Source organism: Brachybacterium sp. ACRRE, assembly GCF_022346485.1.
In the GTDB taxonomy this organism is placed as follows: Bacteria; Actinomycetota; Actinomycetes; order Actinomycetales; family Dermabacteraceae; genus Brachybacterium; species Brachybacterium halotolerans.
In genome coordinates, this window is the sequence record NZ_JAKRMO010000051.1 from 1 (window position 1) to 15775 (window position 15775).

The following is a 15775-nucleotide window of genomic DNA, read 5'->3' on the forward strand; positions in this document are numbered from 1 at the left end:
TGGATCATATTGAGGAATTCGATCATGATCATCCCGGGGAAGGTGGGGTGACGGAGATCGAGAATCTTCATGTGTTGTGCTGGTCGCATCATCAGGTGAAAACCGCCCGCGATATCGACCCGGTCAGACTTCGCGACGACGGGAAATCATCGAGTGGCGGAACAGATCGCGGGAATGATGGGTCGGTGAAACATGGCGGGAGTATGTCGAGTCCCGTGGACCCGGGTATCCCTGTGTCCCGCACGTTGGGTCGCACGCACTGGTCCCTCGGGGACGCGGTCGAACTGACCGTGGAAGACCAGGGAGATCTGATGACCCCGCTGATCGTCCGCGAACTCGAGACCGCCTGGCACCAGCACCTCGCCATCACCGCACGGGCAGCGCAGCTTCCCTCGGAGGCCGACGACGGCCCAGACGTGAACCCCGGTGCCTCGCATGCCCAGCCTCAGAAGAGGTCGGCACCCTTTGGGGACCCGCCCTTCTGAGGGGCTCGGCGTCGCACGGACACCGGGGCCAGTGCGGAACCGACGCCCCGGACCCGGAGCGTCCGCAATGTCGCAGACCCGCTACTGCCTACGCCACTCCTGGCTGGCACGCGACCTCGAAGCCGTCCTGCGCATACCTGCTCTCGAACGTCGAGCCGTAGTTGCCGCTCGCCCAGCTCGCGGCGTCGCCCGGGTCCTGCCCGCCCCACGAGAACGCCTCCCGATCCACGAGGACGCAATCCGGCACGCGCGTGTTCGTGCCATGCACCCACTGCACGTCGTCCGACGGCACCACGCGAGCCATCAGCGTGATGTCCGAAGCGACCACCACATCACGGGGCACCGCAGCCAGTGCCCCTTCGGCCGCAGCCGTCCGCGGACTCGGCTCCCACGCGCTCTCCCGTGCGAGGTTCACGAGCGGCATGGCCGAGCCGAGCATCAGCGTCACCGCCGCGCTCGCCCCGACCGCAGTCCACCGCACCAGCCCACGCGCCGGACGGGAGCCCCGGCGACGAGACGCCCGCGGCTGCGACTCAGCCAGATCCCGCAGACCCCGCCGATCCCGCCCATCCCCGAGCGCATCCAGCATCGCCGCCAGCGCGATCGGCATCAGCACCGCGTTGTAGTGCCAGTACCAGCCCCAGTAGAACTCGACGTTGCCCGCAAAGCGCCAGGCCAGCGTGGGCAGCATCGCCAGGATGAGCGGAGAGCGCGCGCCGATCACCCCCGCGGCGAGCAGCAGCATGAGCACCGTCAACCACTTCTCCGCCGGCCCCAGCACATCCAGCGGCGACCCCAGGTTCCCGCCGTAGTCGTAGTGCCCGGCAGGATTCAGCAGCGGCAGGATCACGAACGTCGACAGCACGAACCAGAGCGCGCCCCAGGTCGCGAGCGCCAGCCCGGCCCGCCGGACCCGCGGATCCCGCAGCGCGATCACCAGCCCCAGCACAGCGACCGTGAGACCCAGATCCTCCTTGGCCAGGACCAGCGGCGCCGCCCAGGCGATCGCCGCCGGCATCCGCCCCCGCACCAGCGCGCTCAGCGAGAACGCGAGCAGCGGCACCGCGAAGGCGATCTCGTGGAACTGGACGTCGGCCGCGGCCTGCAGACCGAAGCCGAACAGGTACGCCGCCCCCGCGAGCAGTCCCGCGCCCCAGCCCAGGCGGTCGATCGCGAGGCGCGTGAGCGGCACCGCCGAGATCCCGAACAGCACGGCCTGCGTCCATAGCAGTGCGAGGGGCGAGGGCCACGCGGCCCAGATCGGACCCAGCAGCACCAGGATCGGATGGAAATGATCGCCCAGCAGGTTGAAGCCATCGCCCTTGATCGGCACGATCGGCGCGCGCAGCTCGGAGTACGCCCGCGCGAGCTGGGAGAAGATCGCCAGATCCCAGGAGCTCGCCTCGAGCCCGCGCCACTGCTGCACCCCGCGCAGCCCGTAGGCCGCGGCGCCGAGGACGCCCAGCAGCACCGCTGCGACGAGGCGCGCGGGGCGGCGCGCCGGGCGGTCACTCGGGGCGTGGGCCAGGTCGCTCGGGGCCGGGTCGGTGCTGCGGGTCACCGTGCGAGCGTAGCGGCCGACGTCGGACGCCCGCCGTGTGATCCGCGCCCGTCCGTCGGGCCCGTACAGATCATCGACTGCCCGCCCGGTTAGGCTGTCCTTCGCGCCCGTCCTCACCCGTCCGAGACCGTGCGCACGAGAGGAGGGCGACGCCATGACCGCCGCACCCGCATCCGCCGCCGCATCCGCCGCCGCAGCCGTCGACGCCGACGCATCCGGTGCCGCGCCGCTGCGTGCGGTCGACGTCACCCTCGGGTACGGCGACCACACCGTGAGCAGCGGCCTGGACGTCGGGATCCCCGAGGGCTCCTTCACGGTGATCATCGGCCCGAACGCCTGCGGCAAGTCGACCCTGCTGCGCTCCCTCTCGCGCCTGCTGCACCCCACGAGCGGCTCCGTCGTGCTCGACGGCAAGGACATCCACGACTTCTCCTCGAAGCAGGTCGCCCGGCGCCTGGGGCTGCTCCCGCAGAGCTCCGTGAGCCCGCCCGGGATCACCGTCCGCGACCTCGTCGCGCGCGGACGCTACCCGCATCGCGGCCTGCTCTCGCAGTGGTCATCGGCCGACGACGAGGCCGTCCAGCGCGCCCTCGCCGCGACCGGCACCACCGACCTCGCCCACCGACTGGTCGACGAGCTCTCCGGCGGTCAGCGCCAGCGCGTGTGGATCTCGCTCGTGCTCGCCCAGGAGACCCCGCTGCTGCTGCTCGACGAGCCCACCACGTTCCTGGACATCACCCACCAGCTCGAGGTGCTGAACCTGTGCCGTGAGCTCCACGCGACGGGGGAGTACACGCTGGCCGCCGTGCTGCACGACCTCAACCTCGCCTTCCGCTTCGCGACGCACCTCATCGTCATGAAGGACGGCGAGGTCGTCGCGCAGGGCGCCCCGCAGGACGTGGTCACCGCCGAGCTCATCGAGGAGGTCTACGGCATCGGCAACCTGTGCGTCGAGGACCCGGTCACCGGCCGGCCGATGATCGTCCCGACCTGAGCGGGTCCGCCGATCGCGGACAGGCCCCGCCGGCCCCGAGGGGCCGGCTCAGCCGTTGTTCGCCTGCTTCCTGCGGATCAGGTCAAGCGTGATGGTGCCGCCGATGATCGCGAGCCGCAGGTCCGCCGGCACCGACGGCTCGATGGCGAGCACGTAGCGGCTGTGCCCCAGGATGCCGCGGCCGATGCCGGCCCAGCGGCGGGAGACCGTCGCGGCGACGGCGCCCTGCATCGCGAACTGGAAGTCGAAGCCGAGCACGTTGCCCGAGAGCTCGAGCACGCGGCCGTCGGCGAGGGTGAGATCGACCTTCGTGCGCAGCATCGAGAAGCGCTTGCGCACCGCGGCGAGCGCCGCGCCGTCTGGGCTGCTCAGCTCGAAGCGGTCGAAGCCGATGCCCACCGGGTCCTGGACGTGCAGCAGCGGGGTGCCGTCGGCGTCGGACACGTCCAGCGACCTGCTGCCCGCGACCAGCCGCGAGAGCCCGCCGCCGGTCGTCGTGACATGGCCGATGGCCTGCTGCCCGGAGGCGTCGAGGATGTCGAAGTCGTTGGACATGAACCCGGTGATCTGCTGCATCACCAGGGCGTCGTGGGAGAGGAGCGTGGGGTTCGCGGCAGAGGCGTCCATGCCAGGAGTCTGCCAGGCACGGGCCGACTACGGTGGTGGGCATGACTGACGCGGATGCCGCCGCCGAGCAGGCGCCCCTGGACATCTTCCTGCCCTCCCCGCCGCCCGACGTCGAGGCGCAGGAGTCGTTCCTCGACGAGGCCGCGGCGCTCGCCCTGGACGGTCAGCCGATCACCGTCTACCTGCAGGACGAGGACGCCTGGGCGTTCGAGGAGTGCGAGCCGGTGCGCGCGCTGCTCGAGTCCGCCGGGGACGGCGTGCTGCCGGTGACGCTGCTGGGCCTGGACATCGTGGTCAGCTCCGTCTACCCGACCTCGGCGCAGATGCAGCGCTTCGCCGCGGAGGGCGGGGCTCCCCGCGAGAGGCGCAGCGCCGCGGCGTCGGCCTGCGGCCCGGTCGGCGAGGGCGCCGCCCCCATGCCGCGGAAGGCCGGGGGATTCGCGGCGCAGCTGATGGGCGCCGCTCCTGCCCCGAACCTGCCGGCGGGCGGGCCGGACATCGGCCGACGCCGGAACCTCATGGGCGGGGACACCGGCGAAGGTCTGCCCTGATCAGCCCAGCGAGCAGGCCACCCCGTTGAAGCCGTGGTTGCAGTACCCGCCGGGGTTCTTCGCGAGGTACTGCTGGTGCTCGGGCTCGGCCGGGTAGTACCGGCCGTTCCCGGCCTCGGCGAGGGGCAGCAGCTCGGTGGTGATCGTCCCGCGCCCGGCGGCGTCCAGCGCCTGCTGGTAGCTGCGGGCGGAGTCCTGCACGATCTCGCCCTGGTGGGGCGTGGTCCAGTAGACGGCCGAGCGGTACTCGGTGCCCACGTCGTTGCCCTGGCGCATGGCCGTGGTCGGGTCGTGCTGCTGCCAGAACTCCTCGAGCAGGCGGCGCAGCACGGCGTCGCGCTCCTGCTGCGTCGCGCCCTGGACGACGACGCGCACGGCCTCGGTGTGACCGGTCTTCGCGGAGAAGACCTCCTCGTAGGTGGGGTGCGGCGTGAAGCCCCCGGCGTAGCCGGACGAGGTCGTCCAGACCCCGGGGATCTGCCAGGCGATGCGCTCGATGCCCCAGAAGCAGCCGCCCGCGAGGATGATCTCCTCGGCATCGGGCGGGGTGTCGAGCATGTCGGTGCCGAGCACGGCGTGCTCGCGGGCGAGCGGGTAGGGGGAGCGATCGCGGCCGGGCAGGGCGTCCTCGGGGGCGACCATGTCCTTCTTGTGGGCGTTCAGCATGTCCATGATCTGCCACATGCGCGCCACGCTACGCCGGCTCAGCGGCCCCGGCGCGGGGATGTGCCGTGGGGCACGACCAGCACGGCGACCAGGGCGATCAGCGCGAGGATCCCGAGCACCATCGTCCAGGCGGGGGTGCTCGCCCCCGCGAGGGGGAGGACGACGCCGAGGCCAGCGGCGAGGGCGAGGAGCACGGCCGCCGCGGCCCACCGCACGGTGGTGGTGAGGGCCCGACGGCCGATCGTCCCGTGGGCGGGGACCATGGCGGTGAGCGACCAGCACACGTGGGTGACCAGCACCAGCACGGCGACGCCGGCGAGCACCGTGACGTCGGCGGAGGCGCATGCCGCGACGACCGCACCGGCCAGGGCGAGGGTCCCCATCGAGGAATCCGGCCGGAGCGTCTGGACCAGCCCGCCGACGAGCACCGCCGCCGAGGTGAGTGCCGGGAGCACCCCGTCCAGGGGGTGTCCTGCACAGGCGAGGAGCTGGGCGGCGACGAGCGAGAGCGCGGCGAGCAGCCGCAGCGCCCACTGCGCGCGCGAGACGTGGCCGAGGTCGGCGAGGAGCTGAGCGATCGACTCGAGGGTGCTGCGCATCAGGCCCTCCTCATCCGCGGGGCGCTCGCGGCGCGGGAGAGCGAGAGCAGGACCGGGGCGAGGGACCCGGGGCCCTCCCACAGGGTGACGGGGACTCCCTGCTCGCGCAGCGCCCGCACAGTGGACTCCCGCAGCAGGCGCCGCAGCGCCCACGCCTCCGACCAGAAGCGCTGCGGATCGCGACCCGCTCCCGCGCCGGGCGGGGAGGAGAGGTCGCCGACGCTCGGGGGCAGGGTGTCCACCACGATGACGTCCGCGCCCCGGGCGCGCAGCTCGCCGATCTGGGCGACCACCCGATCGTCCAGCAGCGGCGAGCACACCACCACGAGCGTCGAGCCGCGCAGCGCGCCGACCTTCTGCACCCGCGTGACGGGCCCGGAGGTGCGGCGGGCGCGGGCGAGGGTGTCCACGATGATCCGCAGCTGCCGGGGCCCGGTGCCCGCGCGGAGGGTGCCGATCCTGCTGCCCAGGTCGTGCAGGCCCACGCGGTCGCCGATCCCCAGGTAGTGCCGGGCGACGGCCGCGATCGCGCGCACCGTGAGGTCCAGGCTGGTCTCCGCGGTGGCCTCGAGGCCCGGTGCGACCACGTCCTGAAGGGTGTCGGCGACCACGAGCACGTCGGTGTCGCGCTCGGCGAACGTCGCGTTGGTGTGGAGGGTCCCGGTGCGGGAGGTGACGCGCCAGTTGATGCGGTGCAGGCGGTCCCCGCGCTGGAAGGGGCGCACGTCGGCGAGGGCCGTGCCCTGGCCGCGTCGGGCCGAGAGGTGCACCCCCGCCACGCCGATCGGGGCCGGCAGGTTCGGCGGCGCCTCGAGCAGCGAGGAGTCGGGCGTGACCCGCAGCATCACGGGGTCCAGCCGGGTCTGGGTGCGATAGGCGCCGAGGGGATCGGCGAGCGCGACGTGGATCGGGCCGATCTCGTACCGGCCCCAGCGGCGGGCGGTGACGGTGAGCGGGACGCTGCCGGCGTCGGCCCGCGAGCCCAGCGGAGGGGTGAGGGCGGCGTGCGCGGGCAGCGGCACGGTGACGCCGAGCAGGGATCCGCTCGGCGCGGCGTCCGCGGCGTCCGGGAGTTTCGGGGCGTCCACGACGATCCGCACGGTCCCTCCCTCGGCGATCGAGCGCTCGGTGCTGCGCACGCGCACGGAGGCGAGGTCCGTGCCGTCGGCCCCGCCGCCCGCGAGGCGCCGCACGACCGCGAGCACCGCCCAGGCCAGCAGCGGGAGGCCCAGCACGAGCAGCTCCGGCCGTCCCGCCATCACGGCGAGCACCGCGGTCAGCACGCCCACCGCGACCGCGCGCAGCAGCGCGGGCGTGGGGGAGGAGGGCGGAGGAGAGGTGGTCATGCCCGCGGGGGCTCCTGCCGACCGTCCTGGCCCTGCCGGCCGTCCTGGTCCTGGTGCGCGGCGGGGACGGGCGTCTCGGCGAGCACGGCGTCGACGATCGAGGCAGCGGTCACCGACTGCAGCCAGAGCTCGGGCCGCACGATCACGCGGTGGTCGAGGGCGGCGTGGGCGAGGTCCTTCACGTCCTCGGGGAGCACGAAGGCGCGGCCACGGATGACCGCGAGGGCCCGGGCGCAGATGACGAGGGCGAGCGTGCCGCGGGGCGAGGAGCCGACGAGAGCGTGGGCGTGGCGTCGGGTCGCGCCCACGAGCGCGACGGCGTAGCGGCCGACGTCGTCGCTCACGTGCACGGACTCGACGGTCGCCTGCACACCGAGCAGCTGCTCGGCGTCGATGACGCGCGGGACGCTCTGGTCCTCGGTGCGGCGCTCGAGGCGGCGGGCGAGCACGTCCCACTCCTCGTCGGCGCTCGGGTAGCCGAAGGACAGCCGCAGCAGGAAGCGGTCCAGCTGGGCCTCGGGCAGCGGGTAGGTGCCCTCGTGCTCGACGGGGTTCGCGGTGGCGAGCACGTGGAAGGGGCGGGGCAGCGGCCGGGTCGTGCCCTCGACGGTCACCTGCCTCTCCTGCATGGCCTCGAGCAGGGCGGACTGGGTCTTCGGCGGGGTGCGGTTGATCTCGTCGGCCAGCAGCAGGCCCGTGAACACGGGGCCGGGCCGGAACACGAAGTCGCCCGTGCGCTGGTCGAACACCTCGGCGCCCGTGAGATCCGCCGGCAGCAGGTCCGGGGTGAACTGGGCGCGTGTGAACGGCAGTCCGAGGGCCTGTGCGAGGGAGCGGGCGGCGAGGGTCTTGCCGAGGCCCGGCAGGTCCTCGAGCAGCACGTGCCCGCCGGCGAGGACTCCGGCGAGCACGGACTCGAGCACCTCGCGCTTGCCGACGACGGCGGTCTCGACCGCGTCGAGCACGCGTGCGGCGATCGCGGAGGCCTCGCGAGGGTCCACGGGGAGTGTCTGATCGGCCTGTGTCAACGGTCCTCCTGGGGTGAGAGTGCGCGCAGCCAGCGCTGCAGGGCGGGGCGGGTGACGGCCGGGACGGAGCCGGCGTCGGGGTCCTCACAGGCCCGCAGGAACGCCCGCAGGTCCTCGGGCAGCGGCGGTGCCTGCCCGGTGCGATCAGCGTGATCGCGGTGGTCGCGCTCGGCGGCGGCGATCGCGAGCATCCGGCCGAGCGAGCGCCCGGTCATGCGCCGACGCGGCCCGGCGCCGTGCATCATCTCCTCGAGCCGGCGCACGGTGACGTCGGCCCCGTAGGGGCTGACGACCTCCGGCTCGTCGTCCAGCAGGGGAGTCTCGAGGGCATCGGCGCCCGCGAGCTCGGGGGTGAGCAGCCAGGAGGCGAGCGCGATCACGAGGGCCACGGCGAGCGGCAGCCACGGGTGCAGGTAGTGCCCGAAGATCCCGAGCACGCCCATGAGCACGGCGGTCGCGCACACGGCGAGGGCGAGGCGCACCAGCAGGGAGCGCAGGACGCGGCTCATCGGGCGGTCACCTCCTGCAGCCGGTCCGCGAGGCGCTCGAGCGCGCGGCGCGCGCTGGACCGGGTGCCCTCGTCGAACGCCTCGGCGTCGGCCGCACGGTCGTCGAACAGGGCGCGCCCGTAGAGGCCGGCGAGGATCCGCAGGTCCGAGTCCGGGAGGTCGATGTCCCGCAGCACGGTGACCACGTACTCGGTGGTGGTCTGCTCGGGCCGACGGACGATCCCGGCCTCGGCGATCCCGCGCTCGAGGGCGAGCCAGGCGTCGATGATCGCGTCGCGCGGAGTGGCCGCGTACTCGAGGGATTCCCGGGCGCGGGCCAGGGCGCGGTGGGCGTCGTCGATCTCGAGGAGCTCGGCCTGCGCGTCGCCGTCCTCCGCCTCGGGCCGACGGGCGCTGCGCAGCATCCGGGCCCGGCGCAGCACCCAGATCACGAGCACCAGCACGGCGATGCCGGCGAGGATCGCGAGCACGAGGAGGACGGTGGCGGCGACATGCCCGGTGCCGTGGTCCGGTGGCACCGGCGGGGTCTGCGAGGCCTGCGTGGGCGGGGGCGCGGTCTCGGCCTCGCGGTCCACATCGATGTCGAAGAACCAGCCCCTGCCCTCGAGCACCGGCCCCAGCACCCGGCCCGCCCCGAGCACGACGCACACGAGCGCCACGAGGGCGATCAGGGAGGTCGCGGCCGCGGCGCTGCGGGGCGGGAGTGGGTGCATGCGGATCAGTCCCCCGGCGGCCGGGGGTGCGGGGAGGCGACGATGACGTGCTGCTCGCCGCCGATCCGGGTGAGGACGAGCGTGGCCCGCTCCTCGCCGAAGCGGCGCGGGCGCAGCTTCCTGCGCAGCTCGTCGGGCTCGACGGCGGTGCCGCGCTTCTTGATCTCGAGGATCCCCAGATGGTGCTCGCGCAGATAGGAGGTGAGGCGCTTGAGGGAGAAGGGCATCACGTCGCGCACGCTGTATCCGGAGGCGAAGGGCGTCGAGATCCGCTGGTCGCTCGTGAGATAGGCGATCGTGGGGTCGAGCGTGCGGGCGTCGAGGTCGCGGGCGATCTCTCCCAGCAGGCCCGCGCGGATGACGGCGCCGTCGGGCTCGTAGAGGTGCGCGCCCAGCTCCCCGGTCTGCGGGTCGGCCTCGGGGGTGCCGCGGGGCGCGAGGCGGTGCGCGCCGGCGCGGTCGATGACGAGCGCGCTGCGCTGCGTCCCCGCGGACGCGAGCGGGCCGAACCAGCAGGTCGCCTCGAGGACCTGGCCGTGCCAGGACAGCCACTGGGTCTCGGTGCCCGCGGGCAGGGCGTCGTGGTCGATGCCCGGGCCGAGCTTCGCCCCGAGCGCGCCGTCCGCGTCGGCCCCGCCCGGGCCGGACCCGGCCTGCCCGAGGCGACGCGCGAGGTCCACCACGGTCGAGAGCGGCGGCGAGTACTCCTCGGGGTCGCGCAGGCGCACGCTCCCGGAGGCGCGGCCCGCCGCCGGCCTGCGGCGGGCGGGGTCCAGCCAGATGCCCTCGGTGCGGGCCGGGTCGTGGTCCTGCGCCCGGCCGAGCTCGGCGCGGGCGCCGTCGAAGGGAATGAGGTTCACGGTGGCCACGGCGACCGTGGTCGGGTCGCGGTCGACGGCGAGCACCTCGAGGTCCAGGGCCGCGGCGGCCATCGCGTCCCCGCCGATCCCGCAGCCGAGGTCCGCGAGCGAGGAGATGCCGGCGTCCCGGAAGCGCCGGGCGTGCAGCGCGGCGATGGGCAGGCGCGTGGCCTGCTCGAGGCCGTCGGCCGTGAAGAGCATGCGATCCGCGAACTCGCCGAACTTGTCGCGGCCCTTCGCGCGCAGCTTCGCCTGGGTGAGCACTGCGGCGACGAGCTCCGGGGCGTGCCCGGCCTCGCGCAGGCGCGCGCCGAGCGGAAGCGCCTCGCGCTCGTCGTAGGGCGGAAGGGACTGCAGGAGCTTCCAGCCGGCGGGGTCGAGGACCTGCTCGAGCCCCTGGGTCGCGGGGCTCTGGGTCACGCGGTCTCCCGCAGGTCCAGGACGATCTTGCCTCGGGTGTGGCCGTCCTCGAGCATGCGGTGCCCCTCGGCGATCTGCGCGGGGGACAGCACGGTGCTGACCTCGACGTCCAGGGTGCCGTCCGCGACGGCGGCGGCGAGCGCGGCCAGGCGCTGCGGGCTCGGGGCCATCTTGGTGACGCGGGCGTCGATGCCGCGCTCGCGGGCCGGGGCGACGTCCGCGAGGCTCGGCAGGGCGACGATCCTGCCGCCGGGCGCGAGATGGTCGAGGCTCGGCACGAAGGTGTCGAAGTAGTGCGCGTCGATGATGCGGTCGACGCCGCGGCCGTCCGTGGCCGCGTCGATCGCGCTCTCCCAGTCCTCGGTGTCGTAGGCGATGGGCCGGGCGCCGAGGTCGCGCAGGCGCTGCGCGTTCGCGGAGCGGCCCGTCGCCCAGACCGTCGTGGCGCCGGCGCGCAGGGCGAGCGGGACGAGCATCTGGCCGACGCCGCCGCTGCCGCCGTGGACCAGCAGGGTCATGCCCGGGGCGAGCTCGGCGTCGTCCTCGAGGGCGGTGAGCGCGGTGGAGCCCGCGAGCGCGAGACCGGCGAAGACCGGCAGTTGGGCCTCGGGAACGCCGTCGGGAACGGGGGCGAGATCGGCGGCGGGGATCGCGACCTGCTCGGCGTAGGTGCCGCGCATGTCGCCGAGGTCGCGGACGCCGAACACCCGGGTCCCGACCGGCATGCCCAGGGCATCCAGGTCCACGCCCTCGCCGGCGCCGATCACCTCGCCCACCATCTCGCGGCCCAGCACTGCGGGCAGGGTGAGCGCGGAGGCACGGCCCGAGGAGCCGTCGCGCAGCTTGTAGTCGAGGGGATTGAGCCCGGCGAAGGCGACGCGGACGAGGACCTCGCCGGGGGCGGGCTGCGGGGCGGGGGCGTCCTCGAGGCGGAGCGCGTCGGGAGGGCCGAACGCGGGAAGGGTGATCTGGCGCATGGGATCCATTGTGGATCAGGGGGCCCCGTCGTTGCGGCGAAGCATCGACTCCGTCGCGGATTTGCGGGCTTCGCGGGCGTCCCGGACGATGCGCCGTTCGCGCATCAGACTGCGGATGCGCGTTCCCAGCAGCATGATCCCTGCACCGAAGGCGAGACCCAGGGAGAGCGCCGCGACCCACGGGCTGTAGAAGTATCCGGCGACCGGGACGAGCACGAGGGCGAGGAGGCCGACGGGCCAGGCCCCGATGCCTCGGTGTCCCAGCAGGTCGGAGAGGACGATCGCGGCGACGACGCCGGCCACGAGCACGAGCACATGGACCGCAGTCATGGCAGGAGCATAACGATTCGGGCACGTCGGCCCCGTACTGTGCACGGGATCACCGATCCACGCCACTATGGTGGGGCCGTGCGCCGCTGAGGCGCTGAGAAGCGGTCGCCCGGGAGGGGTCGGTGACCCGCACGGCACAGGTGCCGTGTCCGTTCTCGAGCACGGAGTCCGTGCTGCGCGACGGCAGGCCCTACGGGCAGTGAAAGGAATTGCTGGCAGATGACGACGCACGTCCCGAGGAGCATCCGTGGTTAGGTTCATCTCGATACGGGTGCTCACGTACGTGATCCTCGTGTTCCTGGCGACGAGCTTCGCCTACCTGCTGGCGGCGTCGCTCATGCATCCCGAAGAGGTGCTGTACCCGCCGATCGCCACGAAACCGGTCCCCGAGGGGACGGCGCAGGCCTATCTGAACGCGCGCAACATCAATCCGGACGTGCCGGTGTTCCAGCGATACGCGAACTGGCTGGGCGGCCTCGTGCGCGGTGACCTGGGCGTCACCACGGGCACGAACAAGGAACTGAGTCCCGTGCTCGAGGTCCTCAAGCAGAGGATCCCGATCAGCCTTCGCCTCGTGGTGCTCGGCACCGTGATCGGCACCGTCCTGGGCGTCGCCGTCGGGATGCTCACCGCAGTCCGTCGCCACTCGCTCGGCGACCGCGGCGCGACGCTGCTGTCCTTCGTGATCGTCTCCCTCCCGACGCCGGTCGTCATCCTGGTGGTCCAGCAGATCAACCAGGCGATCCAGAACCGGACGGGCTTCGGACTGCCGGCGATCAATCCGGTCAACCCGCTGCTGCACGGCTGGGACGCGTTCCTCTATGAATCCAAGGCGATCGTGATGCCCACGATCGTGCTCGCGATCTTCGCGGCCGCGAGCTATTCGCGGTACATGAAGGTGACCACGCTCGACGTGCTGGGCAGCGACTACCTGCGTACGGCCCGCGCCAAGGGCCTGACCCGCGGCAGGGCGATGAACCGCCACGGACTGCGGATGGCGCTGATCCCCATGGGCCAGTACTTCGCCTTCGCGGTGGGCAGCGCCTTCACCGGCTCGCTCTTCGTGGAGCTGATGTTCAACTGGCAGGGCGTGGGGCGCTATGCGGTCTCCGCCGTCGGCATCGCGGACATCAACGGCACGGCCGGCGTCGTGCTCTACACCGGCATTCTGACTCTGCTCTCCGCGACGTTCGCGGACTTCCTGCAGGGAATTCTCGACCCGAGGATCAGGTGATCGCACGATGACGAATCCTTCGGATATGCGCGGAACGGACGACGCCGCCGCTCTGCAGGTCGAGACCGACCACCGGGCGAACTCGGTGCTCGAGGGGATGCCTCCCAGCGAGGCCGAGCCGCCCGAGGGCGATGCGCGGGCGCTCGAGTCCATCGGCCGTGGCGAACTGCTGCGCCGACGATTCCTGCGCAACCCCGGTGCCCTCATCGGCATGGTGGTGGTGCTGCTGCTGATCCTCGGTGCGATCTTCGCCCCGATGGCCTACCAGTACGAGCCTTTCGAGCGGGACCTCCGCAATGCGCTCACCGGCCCTTCCCAGTACCACTGGTTCGGTGTCGACGAGAACGGCTACGACATCTTCGCGCGCACCATGGTGGGCCTGCGGATCTCGCTCGTCATCGGCGCGGGCACCGCGCTCCTGACCACGGTGCTCGCCCTGATCGTGGGCACCGTCGCCGGATATGTGAGCTACAAGGGCCGCTGGGGCGCCTTCGTCGACGGCGCGCTGGTGAACCTCATCAATCTGTTCCTGGTGATCCCGTCACTGCTGCTGCTGATGCTGTTCAGCCCGGTGCTCCAGCAGGCGAGCTGGCTGTGGCTGATCCCGCTGCTCGCGATCTTCTCGTGGATGCTGACCGCCCGTGTGCTGCGGGCGATGACGCAGCAGCTCGTGCGCACCGAGTACGTGGAGGCCTCGCGCTTCATGGGCGTGAACCCGGTGACCACGATCGTGCGGCACATCATCCCGAACATCGCCAGCTGGATCATCATCGACACCACGCTGGGCGTGAGCGCCGCGATCCTCGGAGAGACGGGCCTGTCGTTCATCGGCTTCGGGATCCAGTACCCCAACGTCTCCCTGGGCACAGTGCTGCAGGCATACAACATCGCCGCCCCCTGGACCTGGATCCCGCCGGCCATGGTGCTGGCGGCCCTCGTCATCTCCGTCAATCTGATGGGCGAAGCCCTGCGCGACGCCCTCGACCCGACCAGCGGCTCGAGCCGGGTCTGAGAGGAACAGCAGGCATGAGCGATCCCATCCTGACCGTCACGGACCTCAGCGTCGGCTTCGAGACCGAGGCGGGCCATGTCCAGGCCGTCCAGAACCTCAGCTACCAGGTCCGCCCCGGCGAGGCCCTGGCCATCGTCGGGGAGTCCGGTTCCGGCAAGTCCGTGAGCTCGCTGGCCGTCATGGGCCTGCTGCCCGGCTCCGCCCAGATCACCGGCGACATCGAGCTGATGGGCAAGAAGATCTTCACGATGAACGATCGCGAGCTCTCCCAGCTTCGCGGTGACACCATCTCGATGGTCTTCCAGGACCCGCTCTCGGCGCTGACACCCGTCTTCACCGTGGGCGACCAGATCTCCGAGGTGGTGCGCATCCACCACCCGGACGTCAGCAAGCAGAAGGCGGCCGATCGTGCGGTCGAGCTGTTGGAGGCCGTGGGCATCCCGGAGCCCCGGCGCCGGGCCCAGCAGTATCCGCACGAGTTCTCGGGCGGCATGCGCCAGAGGGTCATGATCGCGATGGCGATCGCCAACGAGCCCGAGCTGATCATCGCCGACGAGCCGACCACCGCCCTGGACGTCACCATCCAGGCACAGGTGATGGAGCTGCTGAAGTCCGCGCAGGAGATGCTGGGCGCGGCCACCATCCTCATCACCCATGACATGGGCGTGGTCGCGGGCTTCGCCGATCGCGTGCTCGTGATGAAGGACGCGCAGATGGTCGAGACCGGCGACGTCGAGCAGATCTTCTACGAGCCGCGTGAGCAGTACACGCGGAACCTCCTCTCAGCCGTCCCGCGGATCGATCAGGGCGCCGAGGGCGGCAGCGTCGCCGGGGCGGCGATGCGCAAGGTCGCAGAGGTCGCCACCTCGGAGGACTCCCGTCCGCGGGAGGCCCGACCCGCCGTGCTCGAGGTCGAGGACCTCCACCGCATCTACCCGATCACCAAGGGTGCCGTGGTGCGCCGCAAGGTGGGCGAGCAGCGCGCGGTCGACGGCATCTCCTTCGACATCCGCGAGGGCGAGTGCATGGCCCTGGTGGGGGAGTCGGGCTGCGGCAAGACCACCACGCTGATGGAGATCATGCAGCTGCGCACCCCACAGCAGGGCGAGATCCGCATCGACGGACGTCCCACAGGCTCGCTCAGCCGAAAAGAGCGGGCGAAGCTGCGCTCCGAGGTCACCCTGGTCTTCCAGGATCCGATGGCCTCGTTGGATCCCCGTATGCCCATCGGCGACATCCTCAAGGAGCCCATGCGGGTCCAGGGGTACAGCGCGAAGAAGATGAACGAACGGGTGGACTGGCTGCTCAAGACGGTCGAGCTGAAGCCCGAGCACGCCTCGCGGTACCCCACGGAATTCTCCGGCGGTCAGCGCCAGCGCGTGGGTGTGGCCCGTGCCCTCGCCTGCGATCCGAAGCTCATCATCCTCGACGAGCCGACGTCGGCCCTGGACGTGACCGTGCAGGCCGGCGTGCTCGCCCTGCTCGCAGACCTCAAGACCCGCCTGGGCGTGTCCTACCTCTTCGTCTCTCACGATCTCTCAGTGGTCCGCCACATCTCGGACCGCATCTCCGTGATGCGCAAGGGGCAGATCGTCGAGTCCGGGCCGACGGAGCGCGTCTTCGACGATCCGCAGCACGAGTACACCAAGGAGCTGCTGGCGGCCGTGCCGATCCCGGATCCCCGGATCGCGCGCACGCGCGGACGGAATGTGATCGACGAACAGGCGTTCCAGGGGCAGGGCCACGGAGGCGTCGGCACCGGGAGCCTGTCCACCTCGTGAGGTCCGTCCGCGCCTGGGCGGTGCCCCGCGTGTAGAACGTTGCGAATGGATAACACCCTGCTCAGATGCACGACGTTGTGAC

The 15775-nt window shown here is 72.1% G+C and carries 16 protein-coding genes and 1 pseudogene; 6 read left to right on the forward strand and 11 right to left on the reverse strand.

What is annotated here, in order from left to right; all coding sequences use genetic code 11:
* Nucleotides 1-485: pseudogene (locus MHY49_RS13925) on the forward strand (hypothetical protein); the annotation flags it as partial.
* Nucleotides 486-573: 88 nt separating this feature from the next.
* Here the strand turns inward: MHY49_RS13925 and MHY49_RS13930 are convergent.
* Nucleotides 574-2046, reverse strand: coding sequence for a DUF2079 domain-containing protein (locus MHY49_RS13930; protein WP_239205047.1), 1473 nt, complete (start codon nt 2044-2046; stop codon nt 574-576).
* 154 nt (nt 2047-2200) lie between these two features.
* On the opposite strand from MHY49_RS13930, the gene MHY49_RS13935 reads away from it, so the two are divergent.
* Nucleotides 2201-3040, forward strand: coding sequence for an ABC transporter ATP-binding protein (locus tag MHY49_RS13935; RefSeq protein WP_239205049.1), 840 nt, complete (start codon nt 2201-2203; stop codon nt 3038-3040).
* 48 nt (nt 3041-3088) lie between these two features.
* Here the strand turns inward: MHY49_RS13935 and MHY49_RS13940 are convergent, their stop codons facing one another.
* Entirely contained in the window at nt 3089-3667 is a 579-nt protein-coding gene (locus MHY49_RS13940) for an LURP-one-related/scramblase family protein (protein WP_239205051.1), read from the reverse strand.
* A gap of 41 nt (nt 3668-3708) precedes the next feature.
* Between MHY49_RS13940 and MHY49_RS13945 the strand changes: the two genes are divergently transcribed.
* Nucleotides 3709-4218: an arsenic metallochaperone ArsD family protein gene (locus tag MHY49_RS13945; RefSeq protein ID WP_239205053.1), complete on the forward strand. Its 510-nt coding sequence runs from the start codon at nt 3709-3711 to the stop codon at nt 4216-4218.
* On the opposite strand, the gene msrA is transcribed toward MHY49_RS13945, so the two are convergent.
* Genes msrA through MHY49_RS13990 form a run of 9 tightly spaced genes read right to left on the reverse strand, consistent with a single transcriptional unit; the run spans nt 4219 to nt 11666 of the window.
* The gene (gene msrA, locus MHY49_RS13950) at nt 4219-4902 is read right to left on the reverse strand and encodes a peptide-methionine (S)-S-oxide reductase MsrA (RefSeq protein WP_239205055.1); all 684 of its coding nucleotides are present in this window, start codon (nt 4900-4902) and stop codon (nt 4219-4221) included. It abuts the gene before it with no gap.
* A gap of 20 nt (nt 4903-4922) precedes the next feature.
* A complete protein-coding gene (locus MHY49_RS13955; protein WP_239205057.1) occupies nt 4923-5483 on the reverse strand; it encodes a hypothetical protein in 561 nt (186 codons plus the stop codon).
* On the reverse strand, nt 5483-6829 hold the full coding sequence (locus tag MHY49_RS13960; protein ID WP_239205059.1) for a DUF58 domain-containing protein: 1347 nt from the start codon (nt 6827-6829) through the stop codon (nt 5483-5485). Before MHY49_RS13960 ends, MHY49_RS13955 begins: the two co-directional genes overlap by 1 nt.
* Entirely contained in the window at nt 6826-7857 is a 1032-nt protein-coding gene (locus MHY49_RS13965; RefSeq protein ID WP_239205061.1) for a MoxR family ATPase, read from the reverse strand. Before MHY49_RS13965 ends, MHY49_RS13960 begins: the two co-directional genes overlap by 4 nt.
* Nucleotides 7854-8366 carry a hypothetical protein gene (locus MHY49_RS13970; protein ID WP_239205063.1) on the reverse strand — a complete coding sequence of 171 codons (513 nt, stop codon included), beginning with the start codon at nt 8364-8366 and terminating at the stop codon, nt 7854-7856. Before MHY49_RS13970 ends, MHY49_RS13965 begins: the two co-directional genes overlap by 4 nt.
* Nucleotides 8363-9079, reverse strand: a complete 717-nt coding sequence (locus MHY49_RS13975; protein WP_239205065.1) for a DUF4129 domain-containing protein — start codon at nt 9077-9079, stop codon at nt 8363-8365. The genes MHY49_RS13970 and MHY49_RS13975 overlap by 4 nt, the downstream gene beginning before the upstream one ends.
* Before the next feature lie 5 nt (nt 9080-9084).
* A complete protein-coding gene (locus tag MHY49_RS13980) occupies nt 9085-10359 on the reverse strand; it encodes an SAM-dependent methyltransferase (protein WP_239205067.1) in 1275 nt (424 codons plus the stop codon).
* Nucleotides 10356-11336: an NADP-dependent oxidoreductase gene (locus tag MHY49_RS13985; RefSeq protein WP_239205069.1), complete on the reverse strand. Its 981-nt coding sequence runs from the start codon at nt 11334-11336 to the stop codon at nt 10356-10358. Before MHY49_RS13985 ends, MHY49_RS13980 begins: the two co-directional genes overlap by 4 nt.
* Nucleotides 11337-11351: 15 nt before the next feature.
* Nucleotides 11352-11666 carry a hypothetical protein gene (locus MHY49_RS13990; RefSeq protein WP_200503681.1) on the reverse strand — a complete coding sequence of 105 codons (315 nt, stop codon included), beginning with the start codon at nt 11664-11666 and terminating at the stop codon, nt 11352-11354.
* Between the two features lie 247 nt (nt 11667-11913).
* On the opposite strand from MHY49_RS13990, the gene MHY49_RS13995 reads away from it, so the two are divergent.
* The 3 genes from MHY49_RS13995 to MHY49_RS14005 are packed head-to-tail and all read left to right on the forward strand — an operon-like array spanning nt 11914 to nt 15693.
* Nucleotides 11914-12900: an ABC transporter permease gene (locus tag MHY49_RS13995; RefSeq protein ID WP_200503680.1), complete on the forward strand. Its 987-nt coding sequence runs from the start codon at nt 11914-11916 to the stop codon at nt 12898-12900.
* A gap of 25 nt (nt 12901-12925) precedes the next feature.
* Nucleotides 12926-13912 carry an ABC transporter permease gene (locus MHY49_RS14000; protein WP_239205071.1) on the forward strand — a complete coding sequence of 329 codons (987 nt, stop codon included), beginning with the start codon at nt 12926-12928 and terminating at the stop codon, nt 13910-13912.
* 14 nt (nt 13913-13926) lie between these two features.
* Nucleotides 13927-15693, forward strand: a complete 1767-nt coding sequence (locus MHY49_RS14005; RefSeq protein ID WP_239205073.1) for an ABC transporter ATP-binding protein — start codon at nt 13927-13929, stop codon at nt 15691-15693.
* Nucleotides 15694-15775 lie beyond the last annotated feature (82 nt).